Origin of the sequence: Nocardia rhizosphaerae (genome assembly GCF_042650365.1) — a bacterium.
Lineage (GTDB): Bacteria > Actinomycetota > Actinomycetes > Mycobacteriales > Mycobacteriaceae > Nocardia > Nocardia rhizosphaerae.
The window spans coordinates 134,341-153,345 of record NZ_JBHSBA010000006.1 but is presented as its reverse complement, the minus strand read 5'-3'; the positions used below and the strand labels follow the sequence as shown (position 1 = coordinate 153,345).

Below are 19,005 nucleotides of genomic sequence, written 5' to 3'. Positions count from 1 at the left end.
GCCCCGATCCGAGCCGGTGCGCGCGCGTTCGGTTCACAATGGAAGTGTCGGCTCGCGAGGGAGGACACGCGCGTGCACGCGGTAGGTCGGGCGTTGGTGACACTGGTTGTCGCGGTGGTCGGCGTGTGCGCGTTCCTCGGGTATCGCGGCGAGCTCGGGTTGCCGTGGCGGCCGGGCGCGGCGGAGATCGCCACGGTGGTCGCGCCACCGCCGCCGGTGGCGCTGGATCCGGGGTGGGTGACGGCGCAGGTGCGGCCGTCGCTGGTGAACATCGCGGTCGACGCCGCCCGGTTCGGGGCGAACGCGGCCGGGTCGGGCATCGTGCTCACCGCGGACGGGCAGATCCTCACCAGCCACCATGTGATCAAGGGCGCCGAGGAGGTCTCGGTGACCGCCCTGGTGGACGGGCTGGTCTACGAGGCCACCGTGCTCGGCTACGACTCCACCGCCGATATCGCGCTGTTGTCGCTGGCCGGTGCGTCCGGGCTGCCCGCGGCGCGGCTCGGCGCGTCGTCGCAGCTGCGGATCCGGCAGGAGATGCTGGCCATCGGGGACGCGGGCGGTGACGGCGGCGAGCCGACGGCGGTCATCGGGCCGATCACCGATCTCGACGCGAGCATCGTGGCGATGAACTCGGCCGATATGTCGCGCAAGGCGCTGCGCGGGATGGTGCAGATCGCCGCGCCGGTGGTGGGCGGACAGTCCGGTGGCGCGCTGGTCGACAGCGGCGGCGCGGTGGTCGGGGTGATCACGGCGGCCTCGGCGCAACGGTCGACGGCCGAGACCGCGAACCGCCCGCCCACCGGGTACGCGGTGCCGATCGAGACCGCCATGCGGATCGTCACCCAGATCCGCTCCGGCGTGCCGACCGACACCGTGCACGTCGGTCCGACGGCCACGCTCGGTGTGCAGATCATCGACGCGAATCCGTCCGGCGCCCAGGTGAACTGGGCCTTCTACGGGCAGCCCGCTCGCGCGGCGGGCATCGCCGCGGGCGATATCGTCACCGCCGTCGACGGGACGCCGATCACCACCGCGAAGGCGTTGAGCGCCGCCATCAACATCCGCAGTCCCGGTGATCGGATCCGCCTCGACATCACCGCTCCCGACGGCAGCACCCGCGTCGTCGAGGTGGTGCTGGCCCGCGGCACACCGAACTAGACCAGGCTCAACCAGTAGTCCTGGAACTTCAGGAAGACCAGGAGCAGCACCACCGCGTAGAACACCACGACCAGCGTCCAGCGCCATTCGGCGAGAATGCCCATGACGCCGCGGGCGCGGCCCCACATCTCCTGCGTGGTCACCGCGAACAGCACCGGCACCGACACCCACACCACCATGCAGTACGGGCACAGGGCATTGATCCGGTACAGGCTCTGGAAGATCAGCCAGCAGATCGCGGCCATCCCGAGCACCGTGCCGAGCCACAGCCCGCCCCAGATCCAGCGCGGGAATCCGACGCCGACCACCGACAGCACGCCGAGGGTCACCGCCACCGAGAACCCGACGATGCCGAACAGCGGGTTCGGGAAGCCGAACACCGCCGCCTGCTCGGTCTGCATGATCGACCCGCACGACAGCACCGAGTTGATGCTGCACGAGGTGACGTAGTTCGGGTCGACGAAGAGCTTGAACCGCTCGACGGTGAGCGTGAACGAGGCCAGCCACCCGGCCAGCCCGGCGATCAGCAGCAGCCACGCCGAGCGGGCGGGGGCGGTGATCACTTGGCCGCGTCGGCGATCACGGACGCCAGGCCGTTCTTGGTGAAGACCGCGTCGGACTGGTTCAGCTCACCGTTGATGAACACCGCCGGGGTCGACTCGACGCCGCTGCTCAGCGTCTCCTGGGTGACCTGGGTGATGTAGTCGCCGTACGGTTTGTCGTTGATGCAGGTGGCTACGGCCGGATCGGTGTAGCCGACCTCGTTCGCGATCTGCACCAGCTGCTCGTTGGTCAGGCCGGCGCCGCCCTCGGCGGACTGCCTGGCGAACATGGTCTGCAACCAGGTCTGGTACTTGCCCGCGTCGGCGTCGGCGACGCAGAACGAGGCGTTGGCCGCGCGCGAGGAGTACTGATTGGTCGACGCGCGGTCGAGGAAGGAGATGATCTGGTAGTCGATCACCGCGGTGCCGTTGGCCGCGGCCTCGGCCAGTGCTTCACCGTTGGCGGCCTCGAACTGTTTGCAGCCTGGGCACTGTAGGTCGGCGACGACGCGCACCTTCACCGGGGCGTCCGGATCGCCGATGCGGACCGTGCCGCTCTCGGTGACCGCGCCGTCGGTGGCGGGAAGCTGCTGCACCGACGACGCGGTCGAGCTGTCGTCGTCGGAGCGGTTCACCGCGATACCGATGCCGATCGCGGCGACGAGCGCGACCAGCACACCGGCGACGCCGATCTGGATCGCGATCTTGCGCCGTTTGTCGGCCGCCTCGGCCGCCGCCAGTGGGTTCTGCTTCCCGGTGCTCACCGTCGTCACATGCCTTTCGTCGGTCGTCGTCCCACCCCGGACATCATGCGGGCCGAACCTGAGATTTTCTTCAACGCTCGCGGTCAGGACTCGTCGAGTCTGCGCAGCTGCTCGTCGACGTCGAAATCGGCGGTCGGCCAGTCCAGCTCGAGCCGGTTCAGCGCGTCGATGAGCAACTCGGTGACAGCGAGGCGCGCGTACCATTTGCTGTCGGCGGGAACCACGTACCAGGGCGCGTAGTCGGTGTTCGTGCGCTCGAGGATCGCCTGGTACGCCTTCTGGTACTCGGGCCAGTACCCGCGTTCGGTGATGTCGGACGGGTTGAACTTCCAGTGTTTGTCGGGCCGCTCCAGCCGCTCACGCAGCCTGCGCTTCTGTTCGTCGAGCGAGACGAACATGGCGACCTTCACGATAGTGGTTCCCGCGTCGGCCACCTCGCGTTCGAAGGTGTTGATCAGGTCGTAGCGCTGTTCCCATTCGGCCTGCGGCACGAGGTTGTGCACCCGCACCACCAGCACGTCCTCGTAGTGCGAGCGGTCGAAGACGCCGATCTGGCCGTGCGCAGGCAGCCGCTTGTGGATGCGCCAGAGGAAATCGTGCTGCTTCTCCTCTTCGGTCGGCACGCCGAAGGAGGCATGGTCGACCCCTTGCGGATCGACCGAACCGATGACGTGGCGCACGATGCCGCCCTTGCCCGCGGTGTCCATGCCCTGCAAGACCAGCAGCACACTGCGCTTACCGCCGGTGCGCCCGTCCGCGAACAGGCGTTCCTGCAGGTCGGAGAGCACGGCGCCGCGTTCGGACAGCAGCTGTTTGCCCAGCTGTTTGTCGCCGGTGAAGCCGGGGGTGGCGCTCGGATCGATCTCGGAGACGCGCAGCCCGTCGGCGCGCAACGCGGTGGTAACCGGTTCGGCCCAGTGTTTCGCCATTCCCCATGCCTACCACTAGCCGGAGCGCTCCACCGGCAAGCTCGTCGCGGTCGTTTCCCGCCAGCACGCGACACCGGCCGGGTCGGCGATCTCGGCCCGGTGCACATACACCGGGTCGGCGCCCGCCGCCCGCTGCGCGCGGAAGTCGGCGAGCAGCCGGAACGCGATCGCGCCGAGCGGGATGATCGCGGCCAGGTTGACCAGCGCCATCACGCCCATGAACACATCGGCGAGGTTCCAGATCAGCGCCACCGAACCGAGCGCGCCACCGAAGACCGCGACCAGCACCAGCACCCGGAACGCGGTGAGCACCTGCGGTTTGCCGGTGATGAACTCGATATTGGCGCGGCCGTAGTAGAAATTGCCGATCATCGAGCTGAACGCGAGCATGAACACCACCGCGGTGAGCAGATGACCGGCCCAGGTGCCGAGTTCGGCCTGCAACGCGCTCTGGGTGAGGTCGGCGCCGCGCCGCTGCGACAGGTCGGGGTCGCTGGTGAGGATGATGAACGCGGTGATCGAGCAGATGAGCAGGGTGTCGAAGTACACGCCGAGCGACTGCACCAGTCCCTGTTTCACCGGATGCGAGACATCGGCGGCCGCGGCCGCGTTCGGCGACGAACCGAGTCCGGCCTCGTTGGAGAACATGCCGCGCCGGATGCCCTGGGCGATGGCGGTGCCGATCCCGCCGCCGACCACCTCGCGTATCCCGAAGGCCCCGCCGACGATATCGGCGACCACCCGTGGCAGATCGCCGATGTTCAACGCGACCACCGCGATCCCGAGCACCAGGTACACCCCGGCCATCACCGGCACGAGCACCTCGGTGATGTGGCTGATCCGGCGCACCCCGCCGAAGATCACCAGGCCGAGCAGCGTCACCAGGCCGAGCCCGACGAGCGGGGCGAACCAGTCACCGTCGAGGCCGGACAGCGATGCCCTGCTGGTCGCCACGATGGTGTTGGACTGCACGGCATTGAAGACGAAACCGAAGGTCACGGTGATGATCACCGCGAAGGTCATGCCCTGCCAGCGCCGCCGCAAGCCGTGCTGCATGTAGTAGGCGGGCCCGCCGCGGAAGGTGCCGGGCTCGCGCTCGGGGCGCTTGTAGAGCTGGGCGAGGGTGGACTCGACGAAGGCCGAGGACGCGCCGAGGGTGGCCATCGCCCACATCCAGAACACCGCGCCCGGCCCACCGACGGTGATGGCGGTGGCCACACCAGCGATATTGCCGGTGCCGACCCGCGCCGCGGCCGAGATGCTGAACGCGCCGAACGCCGATACCGACCGCTTGCCATCCGCGGCGGGCTTGCCCTTCTCGGCGACCGCACGGAACATCTCCGGCAACATCCGTAACTGGACGACGCCGCTGCGCACGGTGAAGTACAGCCCGGTGAAGATCACCAGGGGGATCAGCACCCAGCTCCAGAACACGTCGTTGATGTCGACGACTACGGAATTCAGCGTGTCCATGCGGCGAAGGCTACCGCCGGGCTATCCCGGAATCGCTCAGGTGGGGCGGGTGGCGTCGACGTATTGCATGAAACGGTGTACGCGCTGGTCGATCTCGACCAGCCCGGCCTCAGCGAACAGGGTCGGGAAGGTGTCGCGATCGAACAGGCGCAGCCCGCTCAGCCCGGCGGCCGCGGTGCTCGCCTTTCCGAACAGATTGTCCTCGCGGTAGCTGGTGGTGATGGCGATCCGGCCGCCCGGCGCGAGCACCCGGATCATCTCGCGGGTGGCCGCGATCGGGTCGGGGATCAGGTACAGCGCGCCGAAACAGCAGACCGCGTCGAAGGTTCCGTCGGCGAACGGCAGCGTGCGCGCATCGCCACGGACATAGCCGACCCGTGGACCCGCGTTGTCGGCGACGGCCCTGGCCAGCATGGGTTCGGAGTAGTCGAGGCCGGTCACGAAGCCGTCGTCGCCGAGGAAACCGCTGAGGTATCTGGTGAAATTGCCTGGGCCGCAGGCCAGGTCGAGCACCTGCTGGCCGCCGTGCAGCCGCAGGGTTTCGACGGCGTCGCGGCGGTCGCTGCCCGTGGTGCGACCGCTCGCGAGATAGAACAGGGCGGGCCGCCACGCGTGCTCGTACACCGCGGCGACCGCGGGCACGTTCATCGCGAACCGTGCGAGATTCACTGCCGGGTGACCTCGATCGTCATGCCCGCCTCGCGCAGCCGCGCGGTGAGCGCCTCGCCCATGGCCGAGGCCGGAGTGAGCACGCCCGCCCGCTCCGGGAGCTCGTCGAAGGCCAGGCACAGCCCGCTCTGCCCGAGCAGCACGGCGGTGGCCTGGTAGCCGGGATCGCCGGTGCCGGCGAACGTGGCCTGGTACTTCGCGCCGGAACTGGTGCGCGCGAAGGTCTTCATGGTGAACCAGCCGCTGCGGCGGGACTGTTCGCTCGGCCCGGTACCCGGCTTCGGCAGTACCCGGTCGAGCAGCTTGCGGCCGAGCGCGACCCGCGACAGCACCGCGCCCGAGGCCATCCCGGCGACGATGCCGCCGGCGATCCCCGCCGCGACCAGCGGCGCCGCGGGCGAATTACCGGCGTTCATCACCTCGCGGTAGCGGAACTGCTTACCGTAGACCCAGCCGAGCAGACCGTTGGTGCGGCGCACGACCTTGGTGTTGTGCGAGGCCATGATGAAGGTGGTCACCCAGCCGTGCAGGCTGGGATCGATGCTGTCGGCGCGGGCGAGCGCCTGATCGGACTGGCGGCCGACATCGGGGTCCATGGAGCGGTCCGGGCTCAGCGAGTACGGGTGCGCCAGGATGCGGCCGCGCGAGGAGTCGGCGGCGACGTCTTCCATCATGGCGCGGCCGGAATCGATGGTGCCACCGCTCATTCCGCCCTTGAAGTAGGCCACCAGGGTGGTGTCCTCCAGCTCGCCGGTGTTGTCGGCGACGCTGGCCCGGTAGAGCTCGTAGACGCTCAGGTCCGACGGAATCGAGTCGTAGCCACAGGAATTCACGATCTTGGCACCGGAGTCGATGGCAGTCTGCTCGTGCCGCTCGATCGCGTCGTGGATGAACAGTGGTTCGCCGGTGAGGTCGGCGTAGTGGGTGCCCGCCGCGGCGCACGCGCCGACCAGCGGCAGGCCGTAGCGCAGGTACGGGCCGACCGTGGTGACCACCACGGTGGTGCGCTCGGCCATCGCGGCCAGCGACGCCGGATCCGACGAATCGGCCACAACCAGCCCCCAGTCCGCGGCCGCAGGCCCGAGCCCGGCGCGGACCGCGGCCAGTTTGTCGGCCGACCGCCCGGCCAGTGCGATCTTGGCCCCGGCGGGCGCGGCGGTGCACAGGTACTCGGCGGTGAGCTTGCCGACGAACCCGGTCGCGCCGAACAGGATCAGGTCGAATTCACGCTGCTGCGGCATTTTTCGAACGCCTTTCATCGAGTGCTCGCCTTGCGGGCACGCGTCTTCTTCGGTGGTTTCGGCGGGTGGGTGGACAGCCAATCACGGTGGGCCAGCCCGAGTTCGGTGACCGGGGGCTCGTCGTAGAGCCATTCCCTGGCGATCAGATGCCAGTTGGCGGTGCAGTCGAGCTGGCCGAGCATGCCGAAGGTGAGGAAATCGGCGCGGCGGGAGAACAGGTGTTCCGGCGGCAGATTCTGCTGCTTCATCCCGGTGAACTCGCTGGCCCTCGGGTCGACAGCGAGCAGGAATGCGCCGCTGGCCAGTTCCGGGGTGATGGTCAGTTCCTCGTCGACCAGACACCACTCCGAGGCCGAGAGCACGTATTCCAGACACTCCTCGGCGCCGATCTCCTCCGGCGAGTCGATCACGCCGCGCTCGATCATCAGCTGCCGCAGGTCCTCGGCCCGCTCCTCGGCGGCCGCGCGCAGGCACAGGATCTCGAAATGCACCAGCTTCGGGTCCATCCGGTTGAACAGCCCGAAGTCGAGGAAGGCCACCCGTCCGTCGCGGGCGAGCAGCACGTTGCCCGGATGCGGATCGCCGCAGAACTCGTTGAAGGTGAACAGTGATCCCACGTAGAACCGGTAGATGATCTCGCCCACCCGATCGCGCTCGGCGGCGGGCAGCCGCCGGATCTCCTCGAAGCCCATCCCGTCGACGAACTCGCTGACCAGCACCCTGGTGGTGGACAGCTCGGGCACCGAGTCGGGGACGACGACGAACGGGTGGTCCCGGTACAGCCGGGCGATCTCGGCCTGGGTCGCGGCCTCGGCCACGTAGTCGAGCTCGGCCTCCATGTTCAGCTTCAGCTCGTCGAGCACGGCGGGAGTGATCCACGGCATGGCCGAGGCGAGCACCCGGCGGAACATGGTGAGGTTCTTCAGATCAGCGCGCACCGCGGCGTCGACACCGGGGTACTGCACCTTCACCGCGACGGCGCGGCCGTCGGGCAGGGCGGCCCGATACACCTGGCCGATCGAGGCGGCGGCGATCGGTTCCGGATCGAACTCGGCGAACAACTCGGTGAGCGGGCGGCCGAAATCCTCCTCGATCACCCCGCGCATGGTCTCGAACGACACGGTCGGCGCGGCATTGCGCAAAACCGCGAGCCGCTGCTGGAAGCGTTCGCGGTGGTCCGGCGGCACCAGATCCAGGTCGAGCACCGACATCATCTGGCCCAGCTTCATGGCTACGCCCTTCATGGTGCCGAGCACCATGACCACCTGCTCGGTGGTGCGGATCATCGACTCCTCGGCCATCCGCGCGCGCACCGCCTCGGACCGCCCGCGCATGGACAGTCTGGTCCGTTTCGACCGGATGACCGAACTCGCCGCGACCGCCCCCAGTTTCGTCCCACGGGCAAGCCGGGAAGTCGGCACGTTCTTCGCCATCGAGGTACCTCCGTTGGTGCCGACGCGCGTGACGGCACACAGCCGTCCCCGGTGACGCGAGCCACAGCGCCACACTCGGTTCAGCGTAGCCAACCGGGCGGTAATGTCGAGATCGGCTCCACTCGTAGCGGCGAATTAGCAGGTCAGGAGGGGATGTCGGGGATCTCCGGCAGGGGATGCGGCTGCGCGCTGAAGTATTCGGGCGAGCCGCCTGCCTTGGCGACGCCCTCGATCGCCGACCAGGCCATCATCGTCAGGTAGTCGATCACGTCCTGACGTGGCATCGCCTTGTCGGTGTTGGTCCACCAGTGCGTGGCCAGCTGGATGCCGCCGACCAGCACGTACGACCAGAGCATCGCACCGTCGGTGCGCACCCCCTTCGACCCGGCGCGGTCGACCAGTACGGCCGCGACCACCTCGGCGAAGAGACGCTCGAACTCGGCGAGCGAGGACTTGTCGCCCGCGGCGTTGCTCATGATGAACCGGTAGACCTCGGGATCGTCGTCGACGGTCCCGACGTACTCGGTCATGGCGGCGCGCACCAGCTGGTATTCGTCGGCGTCGAGGTTGATCGCGCCGTACACGCGCGGCAGCAGCGTGGTCTCGATGAACCGCTGCATGGTGGCGTGCACCAGGTCGTTCTTGTCGGCGAAGTAGCGGTAGAGGACGGTCTTGGACACGCCGATCTCGGCGGCGATCTCGTCCATGCCCGCTTGGCTGCCGCGGCTGCGGATGGCATTGAGCGTGCCGTCGACCAGCTCTTCGCGCCGGTCGATCTTGTGCTGCCGCCACCGCCGCTTGCGGCCGTCGACAGGACCGCCGCCGCGCACGGTGGCGGCACGTCCGGTCTGCTCGCCGATCTCGACAAGGTCTTCGGTGGACAGGACAGCCCCCTTGGCATCGATGTGGCGTCTTCTTCGTACAGCTTAGGCGCGTGGATGTGGGGTGACGCTCGTTTGGCGCACGTTGCGGCATTTACCACACTCGCGGCGGCGCGGTCGTGGCTTGCACAGCAGAATGGGGGCTATGGAGAAATCTCCCGGCAACACGGCGGTTCTCACGCCGCGCACCGAGCCCGCTACTCAGCCGGCTGGCTTCGCGGTGCTGACCGACGAAGCGGGCAAAAGACGTGACCTCTTCAAGATGAAAGCGCTGGCCACCGGATTCCTGGTGGTGGCGAGCGTGGTGTACCTGCTGTGCCGCTGGCTGGAATCGCGCGGCGCTGGGGGCGAATGGGTCGGCTACGTGCGGGCCGCCTCCGAGGCAGGCATGGTCGGCGCGCTGGCCGACTGGTTCGCGGTCACCGCGCTGTTCAAGCATCCACTCGGCCTGCCCATCCCGCACACCGCGATCATCCGCAAGAAGAAGGATCAGCTCGGGTCGAGCCTCGGCGCCTTCGTCGGCACCAACTTCCTGGCGCCCGATGTGGTGTCGGCGCGGCTGGAGTCGGCGCAGATTTCGCTGCGGGTGGGCCGGTGGATGGCTGATCCCGGGCACGCGGCGCGGGTGGCGCAGGAGAGCTCGACCATCCTGACCGCGGTGGTCGGGGTGCTGCGCGACGAGGACGTCGAGCAGATCATCGACAACACCATCGTCAAGCGGATCGCCGAACCCCTGTGGGGTCCGCCGATCGGGCGGGTGCTCTCCGAGCTGATCGCCGACAACCGGCAGCTGCCGCTGATCGACCTGCTCGCCGAGCGCGCGCACCAGTGGGCGCTCGGTTCGCAGGAGACGATCGACCGCATCGTGTTGCGGGACGCACCGCAGTGGGCGCCGAAGTTCGTCAACACGCTGCTTTCGGAGCGGATCTACCGGGAACTGGTCGAGTTCACCTGGAAGGTGCGCTCGAATCCCGAGCACGAGCTGCGCCAGGCCGCCGACCGCTTCCTGCAGGACTTCGCCGACGATCTGCAGCACGACGACGCGATGATCGCCAAGGCCGAGAAGGTGAAGGCCGAGATCATGGGCCGCGAGCAGATCACGGGGATGGCCGAGGCCACCTGGCGCGCGGCCAAGCGGCTGATCCTGGAATCGGCGCAGGACCCCGATTCCACGTTGCGCCGCAAGGTGGCCGAGAATGTGCAGCAGCTCGGCGAGCGCTTGCGTGACGACCCGCAGATGCGGGGCAAGGTGGACGGCTGGATCGATCGCGGCGCCCGCTATCTGGTCGGTAACTACTCGGCGGAGATCACCACCCTGGTGACCGACACGGTCGCGCGGTGGGATGCCGACGAGGCGAGTAAGAAGATCGAACTGCAGGTCGGCCGGGATCTGCAGTTCATCAGGATCAACGGCACGGTCGTCGGCGCGCTGGCGGGACTTGCCATCTACACGATCTCGGAGTTGCTGTTCCACTGAGCCGCGACCGTTAGCCGGACCTGTGCTAACAGAAGTGCTTGCAATAGCTAGCACGTTGATTTAGAGTTGACCGTACAACCGCCAGAAGGTGAGTGATGGCAGACCAGCCCGAGGGACGTGTAGCGCATGCGGCACAAGACATCGGAGGGTTCATCAGGTCCCAGCGCGAGGCCGCGCAGGTGTCCTTACGTCAGCTCGCCGCGCTGGCGGGGGTGAGCAATCCGTACCTCAGCCAGATCGAACGCGGATTGCGCAACCCCTCCGCCGAAGTACTCGCGCAGATCGCCAAGGCACTGCGGGTGTCATCGGAGGTGTTGTATGTGCGGGCCGGATATCTCGAACAGCGTCCGCACAGCCCGGTCCGGGACGCCCTGCTCGCGGACACTTCGGTGACCGAGCGGCAGAAACAGGTGTTGCTGGAAATCTATGAGTCGTTTCGCCGGGAAAACGGGGAAGAAGCCGGCTCAGGGGGGATCGAACGGGACAGCGACGTTTCGTTCACGACAACTGACACTCCGCCACACCAGGAGAACGAAGACTGATGACCGAGAAGACCGCTACCGTGACCAAGCCGCTGTTCGCCACCGTCGGTGCCGGTGACGCGATCTACACCGCCGTGAACGAGGTCGTCGCCGACGTCCGCGAGCGCGTCGGTTCCGCCGACGCCAAGGCCCGCGTCGAAGAGGCCCGTGAGCGTTTCGCCACCGTGCCCGCCGACGTGCAGGCCCAGTTCGACACCCTGCGCGAGCGCATCGCCGGTCTGCCGTCCGAGCTGCCCGAGGACCTCGCCGAGCTGCGCGAGAAGTTCACCCCGGAGGAGCTGCGCAAGCTCGCCGAGCAGTACTACCGCCAGGCCCTCGACATCTACGCCGACCTCGCCGTCCGCGGTGAGGAGACCGTCGACCGGCTGCGTGCCAACCAGGCCGTCGACGAGCAGCTCGGTCGCGTCGAGAGCCTGTACAAGGACGCCTCCGCGCGTGCCGAGGAGGCCCTGACCAAGGTCAACGACCTGCTGGGCCGTGGCAAGGCCGAGGCCGAGGAGATCGCCGCCGAGGCCGCGGCCGTCGTCGACGCCGAGGTCGTCGCGGTGACCACCGAGGAGCCCGCCCCGGCCAAGGCGCCCGCCGCCAAGAAGGCCCCGGCCAAGAAGGCCCCCGCCAAGAAGGCTGCGCCGAAGAAGGCTTGACGAGTCCGCCGTTCGGGCCGGGGCGCGCGATCAGGCGCCACGAAGGTCCGACGGCGTAATAGGTTCCCCCTGCAGGCAGCGGCCCCGCACACTCCGATGTGCGGGGCCGCTGTTCGTATGATGGGTGTGTGAACCTGGTGTACGACCTGACGTCGCTGATCCTGCTCGTCCTCTGGTTGGCGGCACTCGGCGCGACGGTATTCGCGCTGATCCACGCCGTGCGTCAGCGCGCGGACGCCTTCACCGCCGTCGACAAGCTGACCAAGCCGATCTGGCTGGCGATCCTGGCGGGCGCGTTGGTCTTCCTGCTGCTCGGCATCGCCGGTTTCGGCATGTTGACCTCGTTCATCGCGATCATCGCGACCGGTGTCTACCTGGCCGACGTGCGCCCGAAGATCGACGAGGTACAGCGCGGCCCGCGCTGGTAGCCGCGCACCGGATCGCCCGCGCAGATCCCTCGCGTTCAGTGGTACACGGTGTTACTGTATCTAGCAGTAACACAAAGGAGTGTGCCGATGCGCGCAAAGTTGCCGACGGCTGTGGTCAACCTCGTTGACTCCGCGTCCACCACCGTCAAGACCGTCCTCGCGGCTCACCGGGCCGATCTGCGGACCCGCACCCACGGTGTCCCCGCGTTCGATCCGCCCGCCGTTGAACACGAGGTGATCCCGGTGGTCACCGCGGACGGTGCCCGGCTGCGAGTGCACGCCTACGGTCCCGTCGACGCTCCGGTCATCGTGTTCGCGCATGGCTGGACCTGCTCCATCGAATACTGGAACGCCCAGATCAACGCCTTCGCCGGCGAATACCGCGTGATCGCCTACGACCAGCGCGGCCACGGCGAGTCCACCAACGGCTACGCCGACCCGAGCACCGATCTGCTCGCCGACGACCTGTGCGACGTGCTCGACGCGGCGCTGCTGCCCGGACAGCGCGCGGTGCTCGTGGGCCACAGCATGGGCGGCATGACGCTCATCGCCTGGGCGGGCCGCTACCCGGAACGGGTCGCCGAACAGGCCGCCGCGGTCCTGCTCACCAACACCGGCGCGCACTCGCTGGTCGAGGTCTCGACCATGATCCCCGGCTTCAACAAGCCGCTACGGCTGCTCGGTGGCCGCCCGCTGCCCGCCCCGGACTGGCTGGGCAAGGCCATCCTCGGCACGCCGGTGGTGCTCCCGCCGCTCCCGCCGGTGCGCTGGATCTTCGCCCGTCAGGTGATGACGCTCGACACCACCCCGGAGAAACTGAGCTACGCGCTCTCGGTGGTTCGCGGCTGCCCGATGCTGACCAGGGCGCGCTACGGCAGGCTGCTCACCGACCTCGACCTCGGTGACGCCGCACGCAACTTCACCGTGCCGACCACCGTTCTGGCGGGCGACCGCGACGATATGACCCCGGTCCTGCACGCCGAGCGGCTCGCCGCGCTGCTGCGGGAAGCGGGCACGCTCGCCGGGTTCACGGTGCTGCCGACCGGTCATCTCGGCAATGTGGAGCGCTACGACCTGTTCAACGCCGAACTGCGCGCGGTGCTCGCCGCCGCGCGCGAGCCAGTGCGCGCGTTCGCCTGAGGGCCTGCGAGGATGGGTGGATGAGTTCCGCCCCTGTGACCTCGGATGACCGCCGGTACGTGCTGACCCTCGGCTGCCCGGATCGACCGGGCATCATCGCCGGGATCTCCTCGTTCATCGCCGGCTTCGGCGGCTCGATCTCCGAAGCCGGCTACCACTCCGACGGTGACACGGGCTGGTTCTTCACCAGGCAGGCCGTCAAGGCCGCGACCGTGCCGTTCGGCATCGACGAACTGCGCACCCGGTTCGCCGCGGTCGCCGCCGAGTTCGGTGCCGAGACCGACTGGCAGCTGCTCGACTCTGGCGCGCCGCGCCGGGTGGTGCTGCTGGTGAGCAAGGACGGGCACTGCCTGCACGATCTGCTCGGGCGCGCGGCCGCGGGCGAGCTGCCGGCCACCATCGAGGCCGTCATCGGCAACCACCCCGACCTGGCCGCGATCACCGAGGCGCACGGTGTGAAGTTCCACCACGTGCCCTTCCCGAAGGACCCGGCCGAACGTGGGCCCGCCTTCGCGCAGGTGCGCGAACTGGTGGACGCGCACGATCCGGACGCGGTGGTGCTCGCCCGGTTCATGCAGGTGCTGCCCGCCGAGCTGTGCGCGCACTGGGCGGGCCGGGCGATCAACATCCACCACAGCTTCCTGCCCTCCTTCGTCGGCGCCCGCCCCTACCACCAGGCCTACGTGCGCGGGGTGAAGCTGATCGGCGCGACCTGCCACTACGTCACCGCCGAACTGGACGCGGGCCCGATCATCGAGCAGGACGTGATCCGGGTCGACCACGCCGACGAGGTGCGCGACATGGTGCGCCAGGGTCGCGATATCGAACGGGTGGTGCTCGCCCGTGGACTGCGCTGGCACCTGGAGGGCCGGGTGCTCGTGCACGGCCGCCGCACGGTGGTGTTCGAGTAGGTCGGTCAGAGTGCGTAGAACGGCGCTGGGTAGCGGAACTCCCCGGTGACCGCTGGGTCGTAGGCGGTCAGCGCGCGCACCTGGAAGAACGCGGCCCAGTCGGCCTGATCGGGCACGATGCCGAGTCTGGCCCCTGGAACGAAGCCGAACCTGGCGTAGTACTCCGGGCTGCCGACCAGCCCGACCACCGACTCGTCCAGCGCGTCGGCGGCGCCGAGCGCGGCGTGCATCAGCGCCGAACCGACCCCGGTCTTCTGCTGCTCGGGATCGACACCGAGCGGGCCGAGCGCGAGTACCGGGAACGGGCCGATGCCTGCCCTGGTCAGACAGATATGCCCGACGACCGTGTCGTACTCGAGCGCGACGAGCGACAGCGTCGGCATCCACGACTCGTCCGCACGCAGCGCCTCGACCAGCGCCGCTTCCGGCGGCTCGGTGACCGAGGGGTCGTCGGCGTAGTGGGGGGCGAAGGCGGCTCGATGGATCGCGGCGATCGCCTCCGCGTCCGCTGGGGTCTCGCGACGGATCAGCACAATCGTCTCCGTGTCTGTGGGAGGGAAACCGCCAGGCATAAGTCTCGCGGATTCGGGTACACGCGCGCAACGCCGTTTCGTGGTCGGCGTGGGCGTCGGTGGGCGGGACGGGATGTGCCATGCTCGGACACATGACGCCGACCCGCGCCGATGTGGCCGCCATGATCGATCACACCCTGCTCGCCCCGGAGGCCACTCCCGCCGAGGTCGAGGCGCTGATCGCCGAGGCGCGCAGGCTCGGCGTGTACGCGATCTGCGTCTCGCCGTCGATGCTGCCGGTGCGGGCGCCGGGGCTGGTCGTGGCGACCGTGGCCGGATTCCCGTCGGGTAAACACCACTCGCTGGTCAAGGGGGCTGAGGCGCGCCTCGCGGTGGACCAGGGTGCCGCCGAGGTCGACATGGTGATCGATGTCGGCGCGGCACTGGCAGGGGATTTCAACGCCGTACTCACCGACGTGATCACCGTGCGCGAGGCCGTCGATGACCGCGCGGTGCTGAAGGTGATCATCGAATCGGCAGCGCTCACCGACGACGCGATCGTCGGCGCGTGCCGGGCCGCCGAGCAGGGCGGCGCCGATTTCGTGAAGACCTCCACCGGCTTCCACCCGGCGGGCGGGGCCAGCGCGCACGCGGTGCGGCTGATGGCCGAGACGGTCGGCGGGCGCCTCGGGGTCAAGGCCAGCGGTGGCATCCGCACCGCCGCCGACGCCGCGGCGATGATCGAGGCCGGGGCCACCCGCCTCGGGCTGTCGAAGTCGGCCGCCGTGCTCGACGGCTTCGCCGAGTAGCCGCATCAGCAGATGAGGTCGGTCCGGCGGTCGGCGTCGTCGACCGTCTCCAGTGGCGTCTTGCCGCCGGAGAGCTGCACGAGTACGCCGTCGTCGGTGACCCGCACCTCCTGCGCGCGCAGGCCGAGCGGGTAGCTCTGCAGACTCTGGGTGAAGGTCTCCACGATGCCCTGCACCAGGTCGGTGGGCAGGCCGATGCCGAGCAGCTGCGCCGACTTGGTCTCCACGGTCACATTGCCGTCGCGCACCATCGGCTGCACCTGCAGCTGGGCCAGCCCGCCGAGCACGTCGAGGGTGAGCACGCCGCTGCTCGCCGAGGACCGCACCCCGCTGACCATGCCGCCCAGCGTCTGCCCGATGCCGTCGTTGCTCCAGGTGACCTCGGCCTCGGAGCTACCGATGGTGCCGCCGCCGCGGCCGTGGTCGACCAGCTCGATATCGCTGAACTTCGCGTGCACGACCATGCCGATGGCAGGCCCGAACTTGTTGTCCTCGCTGTCGATGGTCACCGACCCGACCTTGCCGTCGAGATAGGTGAGCAGCATCGGCTTCGGGCCGAAGCTCACATCGATCCCGGAACCCATCTCCTGCTCGAACGAGGTGCTGATGCAGCGCGAGATCTGCTGTCTGGCATAGGCTTCGGTGCCGACGACGCCGGCTACGAGTAGCACGGCGACCACCGCGAGGGCGATCACCAGCGTGCGCCGGCCGACCTTCGGGCGTTGGGGCGTCTGCGTGCTCATGGCTGCGTCCTTTCCGGCGTGCTCGGGCGCCCTCCGTGGTTACGCGAGCTGCCGCCTCCGGGCGCTGACCGCTCACGCCCCCGGATTCTTCCCGAAGTTTCTGTGTTCGCTCTGAGGACGGTGTGAAAGCCTTCCCGGCGAAATGTGACCTGCCACACTTTCGGAGGCGTAGCCTGAACCCCATGGCTGGCGAGAGTTCGCGCCGGACGCAGGGGTCGGCGGATCATCGGTGGCGGGTGCTGCAACGGCTCGCCGGTCGGCACGCGGGCTTCTTCACCACCAGACAGGTGCTGCGGACCGGCTGTGAATCGCAGGTCAGGGCGGCGCTCGGGGACGGCTCGGTGACCAGGGCCGGGGTGGGGATGATGCGGCTGGCGCGGTGGCGGGCAGGCCCGCTCGACGAGTACGCGATGTGGGCGGCCTGGTTCGACGGCGCGGCGGCGGTGTCGTATCAGAGTGCCGCGGAGCTGCACGGGCTCGGCCGGTTGGCGCCCCGGTTCCTGCACCTGTCGGTGTCGACCGGGCGGCCGCCGGTGACCCCGCGGCTGGTACTGACTCGGCGCAAGCTGGACGATCCCGACGTGGAATCGGCGGGGCCGTTCCTGGTGACCACGCCGGTGCGGACCGTGCTCGACCTGGCCGAGACCGAGATCTCGCAGTCGGCGCTGAACGAGGTGGTCGCCGACGCGATCGCCATCCACCGGTGCGATACCGACGAGATCTGGTGGGCCGGTCAACCGCTGGCGCCGCGCGCCGCCGAGCGGCTGCGGCGCGCGCTATCCGCGGTCTGACCAGCCGTTCGGCGCGACCACCCGCCACGGCACCGACAGCACGCTGTCGCGCATCCGGCGCCGATAGACCCGCACCGGAAAGCCGTTGTCGCGCAACCTTTCCGCCGCGCCGCGCCACCGGATACGCGGGCCGTACGGCGCCAGCGCCGCCGCGCGATCCCAGGCCCGATCGGCCGCGGTGAGCAGCGCGTGCACCGGTTCGCCCGGCACATTGCGGTGGATCAGCACCTTCGGCAGTCGCTCGGCGATATCGGAGGGCCGGTCGACAGTGAACGGATCCCAGGCCAGGGTGAGCGAACGCGGGCCGTCCCGGTCGAGCAGCACCCAGGCGCAGCGGCGGCCGAGTTCGTCGCAGGTGCCGTCGACGAGCAGACCGCCCGGCGCCAGGTTGGCCCTGATCCTGGCCCAGGCGTCGGGCACCGCGTCCTCCGGGTACTGGCGCAGCACGTTGAACGCGCGGACGAGCACCGGACGCAGTCCGGCGAGTTCGAAACCGCCGCGGGCGAAGCGCACGCCGTCGCGGCCGTCGACCACCCGCGCCGGATCGATCTCGAGCCCGACCACCCGCAGGTCGGCGCGAACGGTGCGCAGCCGGGCGGCGAGTTCGAAGGTTGTCCACGGTGCGGCGCCGTAGCCGAGGTCGACCACCAGCGGGTCGGCGGCATCGCGCAGGCGGGAAGTCACCAGCTCGTCATGGCGTAGCCAGCGGTCGCTGCGGCGCAGCCGGTTGACCCCGGTCGTGCCGCGGGTGATCGTGCCGACCGGGGTGGTGCGGCCGGCGCGGGCGTCCACCGGGGCGGGTCAGACCGTCTTCCGCGCGGCGGCTTCCTCCAGCCAGCGCAGGGTTTCCTCCTGTTCGGCCCGGAACAGGTCGACCAGGTTCACCAGCATCAGCTGTTCGAGGCGCGGACCGACCATGGGGATGAACACCTTGGCGGTGGGGGAGAAGCGCATGGTGGCGCCGGTCTCGGTGGGGAAGAGCCGGATGGTGCCGTTGAGGCTGCCCGGCCCGGCCGGGATGGAGGCGGAGAACCGGCCCTCGGTCTCGTCGTTGGCGAACCGGCCCCAGCTCTCCTTGCGGGTGATCACCATGTCCTTGCGCATCACCGACTGCGCGATCTCGGGCAGCATTTCCCGTGGCAGCGTGTGCGCGAGCACGACGTCGATGCCGTCGTCGCTCACCTCGTGGCTGATCACCTCGTTGTGCGGCGAGTACTTGCGCATCTCGGCGACCCGCGCTTCCCAGTACTCCTTGGTCTGCAGCGCCGCGTACAGCTCATCGGTGGTGTGCAGCGGGTAGCGGGCGGAGTAGTCCAGTCGACGTGCCATGACGGAGCAGTGTAGTTGGCGCGCCGGAGCCGACGCGGCGCGCCGCCCCTGTCCGGACCGGCGGGGGCGGCGACGGGGATGCGGTCAGCGGCCCAGCCACTGCTCGGTGAAGCCCGCCTCGTTGTCGAGCAGCGCGAGCAGATGCTCGGAGATCGCGGCCTCGATCTTGCCGCCGAACAGCGGGATCTTCACCTCGATGGTGCCGTTCACCACGAAAACCGAGCCGGTAGCCTCGTCGGTCATCGTGACGGTGGCGCTGACCTTGGCCGGAGCGCCGTCCACGTGCGCCTCGACGGTGCCTGCGGAGCCGGTGTAGGTCTCGGTGCGGGGGATCATCAGGTCACCGGGGCGGACCGCGGTGATGGCGGGCGGCAGCTGATCGGCGGGGATGGACTGCGCCATCTGCACCCGTACCTGGTCGCCGTCGGCGGTGAACGCGTCGAGGCGGGCACCCGGCCCACCGACCTCGGCGATCCGGGCCTTCCAGTACTGCTCGTCGGCGAACGCCGCACGCACGGCCTCGACCGAGTGGGTGTAGCGCGCCGTGAACGCCAGAGGTGTAGCCATGCGCGACACGCTACCGTCT

The 19,005-nt window shown here is 69.1% G+C and carries 23 protein-coding genes; 10 read left to right on the top strand and 13 right to left on the bottom strand.

Annotated features, from left to right (window positions below; genetic code table 11):
* The first annotated feature begins 72 nt into the window (after positions 1-72).
* The gene (locus ACFOW8_RS14155; protein ID WP_378551051.1) at positions 73-1,161 is read left to right on the top strand and encodes a S1C family serine protease; all 1,089 of its coding nucleotides are present in this window, start codon (positions 73-75) and stop codon (positions 1,159-1,161) included.
* Here the strand turns inward: ACFOW8_RS14155 and ACFOW8_RS14150 are convergent.
* From ACFOW8_RS14150 to ACFOW8_RS14120, 7 genes are all read right to left on the bottom strand, one after another.
* The gene (locus ACFOW8_RS14150; RefSeq protein ID WP_378551050.1) at positions 1,158-1,724 is read right to left on the bottom strand and encodes a vitamin K epoxide reductase family protein; all 567 of its coding nucleotides are present in this window, start codon (positions 1,722-1,724) and stop codon (positions 1,158-1,160) included. The genes ACFOW8_RS14155 and ACFOW8_RS14150 overlap by 4 nt on opposite strands.
* Positions 1,721-2,467, bottom strand: coding sequence for a DsbA family protein (locus ACFOW8_RS14145; protein ID WP_378551049.1), 747 nt, complete (start codon positions 2,465-2,467; stop codon positions 1,721-1,723). Before ACFOW8_RS14145 ends, ACFOW8_RS14150 begins: the two co-directional genes overlap by 4 nt.
* A gap of 83 nt (positions 2,468-2,550) precedes the next feature.
* The gene (locus tag ACFOW8_RS14140) at positions 2,551-3,396 is read right to left on the bottom strand and encodes a polyphosphate kinase 2 family protein (protein WP_378551048.1); all 846 of its coding nucleotides are present in this window, start codon (positions 3,394-3,396) and stop codon (positions 2,551-2,553) included.
* Between the two features lie 15 nt (positions 3,397-3,411).
* A complete protein-coding gene (locus ACFOW8_RS14135; protein ID WP_378551047.1) occupies positions 3,412-4,869 on the bottom strand; it encodes an alanine/glycine:cation symporter family protein in 1,458 nt (485 codons plus the stop codon).
* 36 nt (positions 4,870-4,905) lie between these two features.
* Positions 4,906-5,538, bottom strand: coding sequence for a class I SAM-dependent methyltransferase (locus tag ACFOW8_RS14130; RefSeq protein WP_378551046.1), 633 nt, complete (start codon positions 5,536-5,538; stop codon positions 4,906-4,908).
* A complete protein-coding gene (locus tag ACFOW8_RS14125) occupies positions 5,535-6,779 on the bottom strand; it encodes a saccharopine dehydrogenase family protein (protein ID WP_378551045.1) in 1,245 nt (414 codons plus the stop codon). Before ACFOW8_RS14125 ends, ACFOW8_RS14130 begins: the two co-directional genes overlap by 4 nt.
* Before the next feature lie 14 nt (positions 6,780-6,793).
* The gene (locus ACFOW8_RS14120) at positions 6,794-8,065 is read right to left on the bottom strand and encodes an ABC1 kinase family protein (RefSeq protein ID WP_378551044.1); all 1,272 of its coding nucleotides are present in this window, start codon (positions 8,063-8,065) and stop codon (positions 6,794-6,796) included.
* Here ACFOW8_RS14120 and ACFOW8_RS14115 point away from each other — a divergent pair.
* Positions 8,037-8,267, top strand: a complete 231-nt coding sequence (locus ACFOW8_RS14115) for a hypothetical protein (RefSeq protein ID WP_378551043.1) — start codon at positions 8,037-8,039, stop codon at positions 8,265-8,267. The genes ACFOW8_RS14120 and ACFOW8_RS14115 overlap by 29 nt on opposite strands.
* Before the next feature lie 88 nt (positions 8,268-8,355).
* Here the strand turns inward: ACFOW8_RS14115 and ACFOW8_RS14110 are convergent, their stop codons facing one another.
* A complete protein-coding gene (locus tag ACFOW8_RS14110) occupies positions 8,356-9,042 on the bottom strand; it encodes a TetR/AcrR family transcriptional regulator (RefSeq protein WP_378551042.1) in 687 nt (228 codons plus the stop codon).
* A gap of 196 nt (positions 9,043-9,238) precedes the next feature.
* Here ACFOW8_RS14110 and ACFOW8_RS14105 point away from each other — a divergent pair, with 196 nt between their 5' ends.
* The 6 genes from ACFOW8_RS14105 (at position 9,239) to purU (ending at position 14,235) form a co-directional block, all read left to right on the top strand.
* Positions 9,239-10,570 carry a DUF445 domain-containing protein gene (locus tag ACFOW8_RS14105; protein ID WP_378551041.1) on the top strand — a complete coding sequence of 444 codons (1,332 nt, stop codon included), beginning with the start codon at positions 9,239-9,241 and terminating at the stop codon, positions 10,568-10,570.
* A gap of 95 nt (positions 10,571-10,665) precedes the next feature.
* Positions 10,666-11,112, top strand: a complete 447-nt coding sequence (locus ACFOW8_RS14100) for a helix-turn-helix domain-containing protein (RefSeq protein ID WP_110039146.1) — start codon at positions 10,666-10,668, stop codon at positions 11,110-11,112.
* Positions 11,112-11,756 carry a heparin-binding hemagglutinin gene (locus ACFOW8_RS14095; protein WP_378551040.1) on the top strand — a complete coding sequence of 215 codons (645 nt, stop codon included), beginning with the start codon at positions 11,112-11,114 and terminating at the stop codon, positions 11,754-11,756. The genes ACFOW8_RS14100 and ACFOW8_RS14095 overlap by 1 nt, the downstream gene beginning before the upstream one ends.
* 134 nt (positions 11,757-11,890) lie before the next feature.
* Complete coding sequence (locus ACFOW8_RS14090) at positions 11,891-12,184, top strand: DUF2516 family protein (protein ID WP_378551199.1); 294 nt, start codon at positions 11,891-11,893, stop codon at positions 12,182-12,184.
* Positions 12,185-12,271: 87 nt separating this feature from the next.
* A complete protein-coding gene (locus tag ACFOW8_RS14085) occupies positions 12,272-13,324 on the top strand; it encodes an alpha/beta fold hydrolase (protein ID WP_378551039.1) in 1,053 nt (350 codons plus the stop codon).
* A gap of 20 nt (positions 13,325-13,344) precedes the next feature.
* Positions 13,345-14,235, top strand: coding sequence for a formyltetrahydrofolate deformylase (purU, locus tag ACFOW8_RS14080; RefSeq protein ID WP_378551038.1), 891 nt, complete (start codon positions 13,345-13,347; stop codon positions 14,233-14,235).
* Positions 14,236-14,240: 5 nt separating this feature from the next.
* Here the strand turns inward: purU and ACFOW8_RS14075 are convergent, their stop codons facing one another.
* Complete coding sequence (locus tag ACFOW8_RS14075) at positions 14,241-14,768, bottom strand: GNAT family N-acetyltransferase (protein ID WP_378551037.1); 528 nt, start codon at positions 14,766-14,768, stop codon at positions 14,241-14,243.
* A gap of 119 nt (positions 14,769-14,887) precedes the next feature.
* Between ACFOW8_RS14075 and deoC the strand changes: the two genes are divergently transcribed.
* Positions 14,888-15,556: a deoxyribose-phosphate aldolase gene (gene deoC / locus ACFOW8_RS14070; RefSeq protein ID WP_378551036.1), complete on the top strand. Its 669-nt coding sequence runs from the start codon at positions 14,888-14,890 to the stop codon at positions 15,554-15,556.
* Positions 15,557-15,561: 5 nt separating this feature from the next.
* Here deoC and ACFOW8_RS14065 read toward each other — a convergent pair whose 3' ends face one another.
* The gene (locus tag ACFOW8_RS14065; protein WP_378551035.1) at positions 15,562-16,299 is read right to left on the bottom strand and encodes an LmeA family phospholipid-binding protein; all 738 of its coding nucleotides are present in this window, start codon (positions 16,297-16,299) and stop codon (positions 15,562-15,564) included.
* A gap of 182 nt (positions 16,300-16,481) precedes the next feature.
* Between ACFOW8_RS14065 and ACFOW8_RS14060 the strand changes: the two genes are divergently transcribed.
* A complete protein-coding gene (locus ACFOW8_RS14060; protein WP_378551034.1) occupies positions 16,482-17,090 on the top strand; it encodes a hypothetical protein in 609 nt (202 codons plus the stop codon).
* On the opposite strand, the gene ACFOW8_RS14055 is transcribed toward ACFOW8_RS14060, so the two are convergent.
* From ACFOW8_RS14055 to ACFOW8_RS14045, 3 genes are all read right to left on the bottom strand, one after another.
* On the bottom strand, positions 17,076-17,882 hold the full coding sequence (locus tag ACFOW8_RS14055; RefSeq protein WP_378551033.1) for a class I SAM-dependent methyltransferase: 807 nt from the start codon (positions 17,880-17,882) through the stop codon (positions 17,076-17,078). The genes ACFOW8_RS14060 and ACFOW8_RS14055 overlap by 15 nt on opposite strands.
* Before the next feature lie 9 nt (positions 17,883-17,891).
* Positions 17,892-18,419, bottom strand: a complete 528-nt coding sequence (locus ACFOW8_RS14050) for a DUF2505 domain-containing protein (RefSeq protein ID WP_378551032.1) — start codon at positions 18,417-18,419, stop codon at positions 17,892-17,894.
* An 84-nt stretch (positions 18,420-18,503) separates the two neighbouring features.
* Entirely contained in the window at positions 18,504-18,986 is a 483-nt protein-coding gene (locus tag ACFOW8_RS14045; protein ID WP_378551030.1) for a DUF2505 domain-containing protein, read from the bottom strand.
* Positions 18,987-19,005 lie beyond the last annotated feature (19 nt).

What these genes read in the sequence shown, in the direction of transcription:
- ACFOW8_RS14140 (WP_378551048.1), bottom strand. Translation starts at nt 3,396, where the DNA reads ATGGCGAAACACTGGGCCGAACCGGTTACCACCGCGTTGCGCGCCGAC.
- ACFOW8_RS14135 (WP_378551047.1), bottom strand. Translation starts at nt 4,869, where the DNA reads ATGGACACGCTGAATTCCGTAGTCGTCGACATCAACGACGTGTTCTGG.
- ACFOW8_RS14125 (WP_378551045.1), bottom strand. Translation starts at nt 6,779, where the DNA reads ATGCCGCAGCAGCGTGAATTCGACCTGATCCTGTTCGGCGCGACCGGG.
- ACFOW8_RS14115 (WP_378551043.1), top strand. Translation starts at nt 8,037, where the DNA reads ATGACCACCTGCTCGGTGGTGCGGATCATCGACTCCTCGGCCATCCGC.
- ACFOW8_RS14120 (WP_378551044.1), bottom strand. Translation starts at nt 8,065, where the DNA reads ATGATCCGCACCACCGAGCAGGTGGTCATGGTGCTCGGCACCATGAAG.
- ACFOW8_RS14105 (WP_378551041.1), top strand. Translation starts at nt 9,239, where the DNA reads ATGGAGAAATCTCCCGGCAACACGGCGGTTCTCACGCCGCGCACCGAG.
- ACFOW8_RS14100 (WP_110039146.1), top strand. Translation starts at nt 10,666, where the DNA reads ATGGCAGACCAGCCCGAGGGACGTGTAGCGCATGCGGCACAAGACATC.
- ACFOW8_RS14095 (WP_378551040.1), top strand. Translation starts at nt 11,112, where the DNA reads ATGACCGAGAAGACCGCTACCGTGACCAAGCCGCTGTTCGCCACCGTC.
- ACFOW8_RS14085 (WP_378551039.1), top strand. Translation starts at nt 12,272, where the DNA reads ATGCGCGCAAAGTTGCCGACGGCTGTGGTCAACCTCGTTGACTCCGCG.
- purU (WP_378551038.1), top strand. Translation starts at nt 13,345, where the DNA reads ATGAGTTCCGCCCCTGTGACCTCGGATGACCGCCGGTACGTGCTGACC.
- deoC (WP_378551036.1), top strand. Translation starts at nt 14,888, where the DNA reads ATGCTCGGACACATGACGCCGACCCGCGCCGATGTGGCCGCCATGATC.
- ACFOW8_RS14065 (WP_378551035.1), bottom strand. Translation starts at nt 16,299, where the DNA reads ATGAGCACGCAGACGCCCCAACGCCCGAAGGTCGGCCGGCGCACGCTG.
- ACFOW8_RS14060 (WP_378551034.1), top strand. Translation starts at nt 16,482, where the DNA reads ATGGCTGGCGAGAGTTCGCGCCGGACGCAGGGGTCGGCGGATCATCGG.
- ACFOW8_RS14050 (WP_378551032.1), bottom strand. Translation starts at nt 18,419, where the DNA reads ATGGCACGTCGACTGGACTACTCCGCCCGCTACCCGCTGCACACCACC.
- ACFOW8_RS14045 (WP_378551030.1), bottom strand. Translation starts at nt 18,986, where the DNA reads ATGGCTACACCTCTGGCGTTCACGGCGCGCTACACCCACTCGGTCGAG.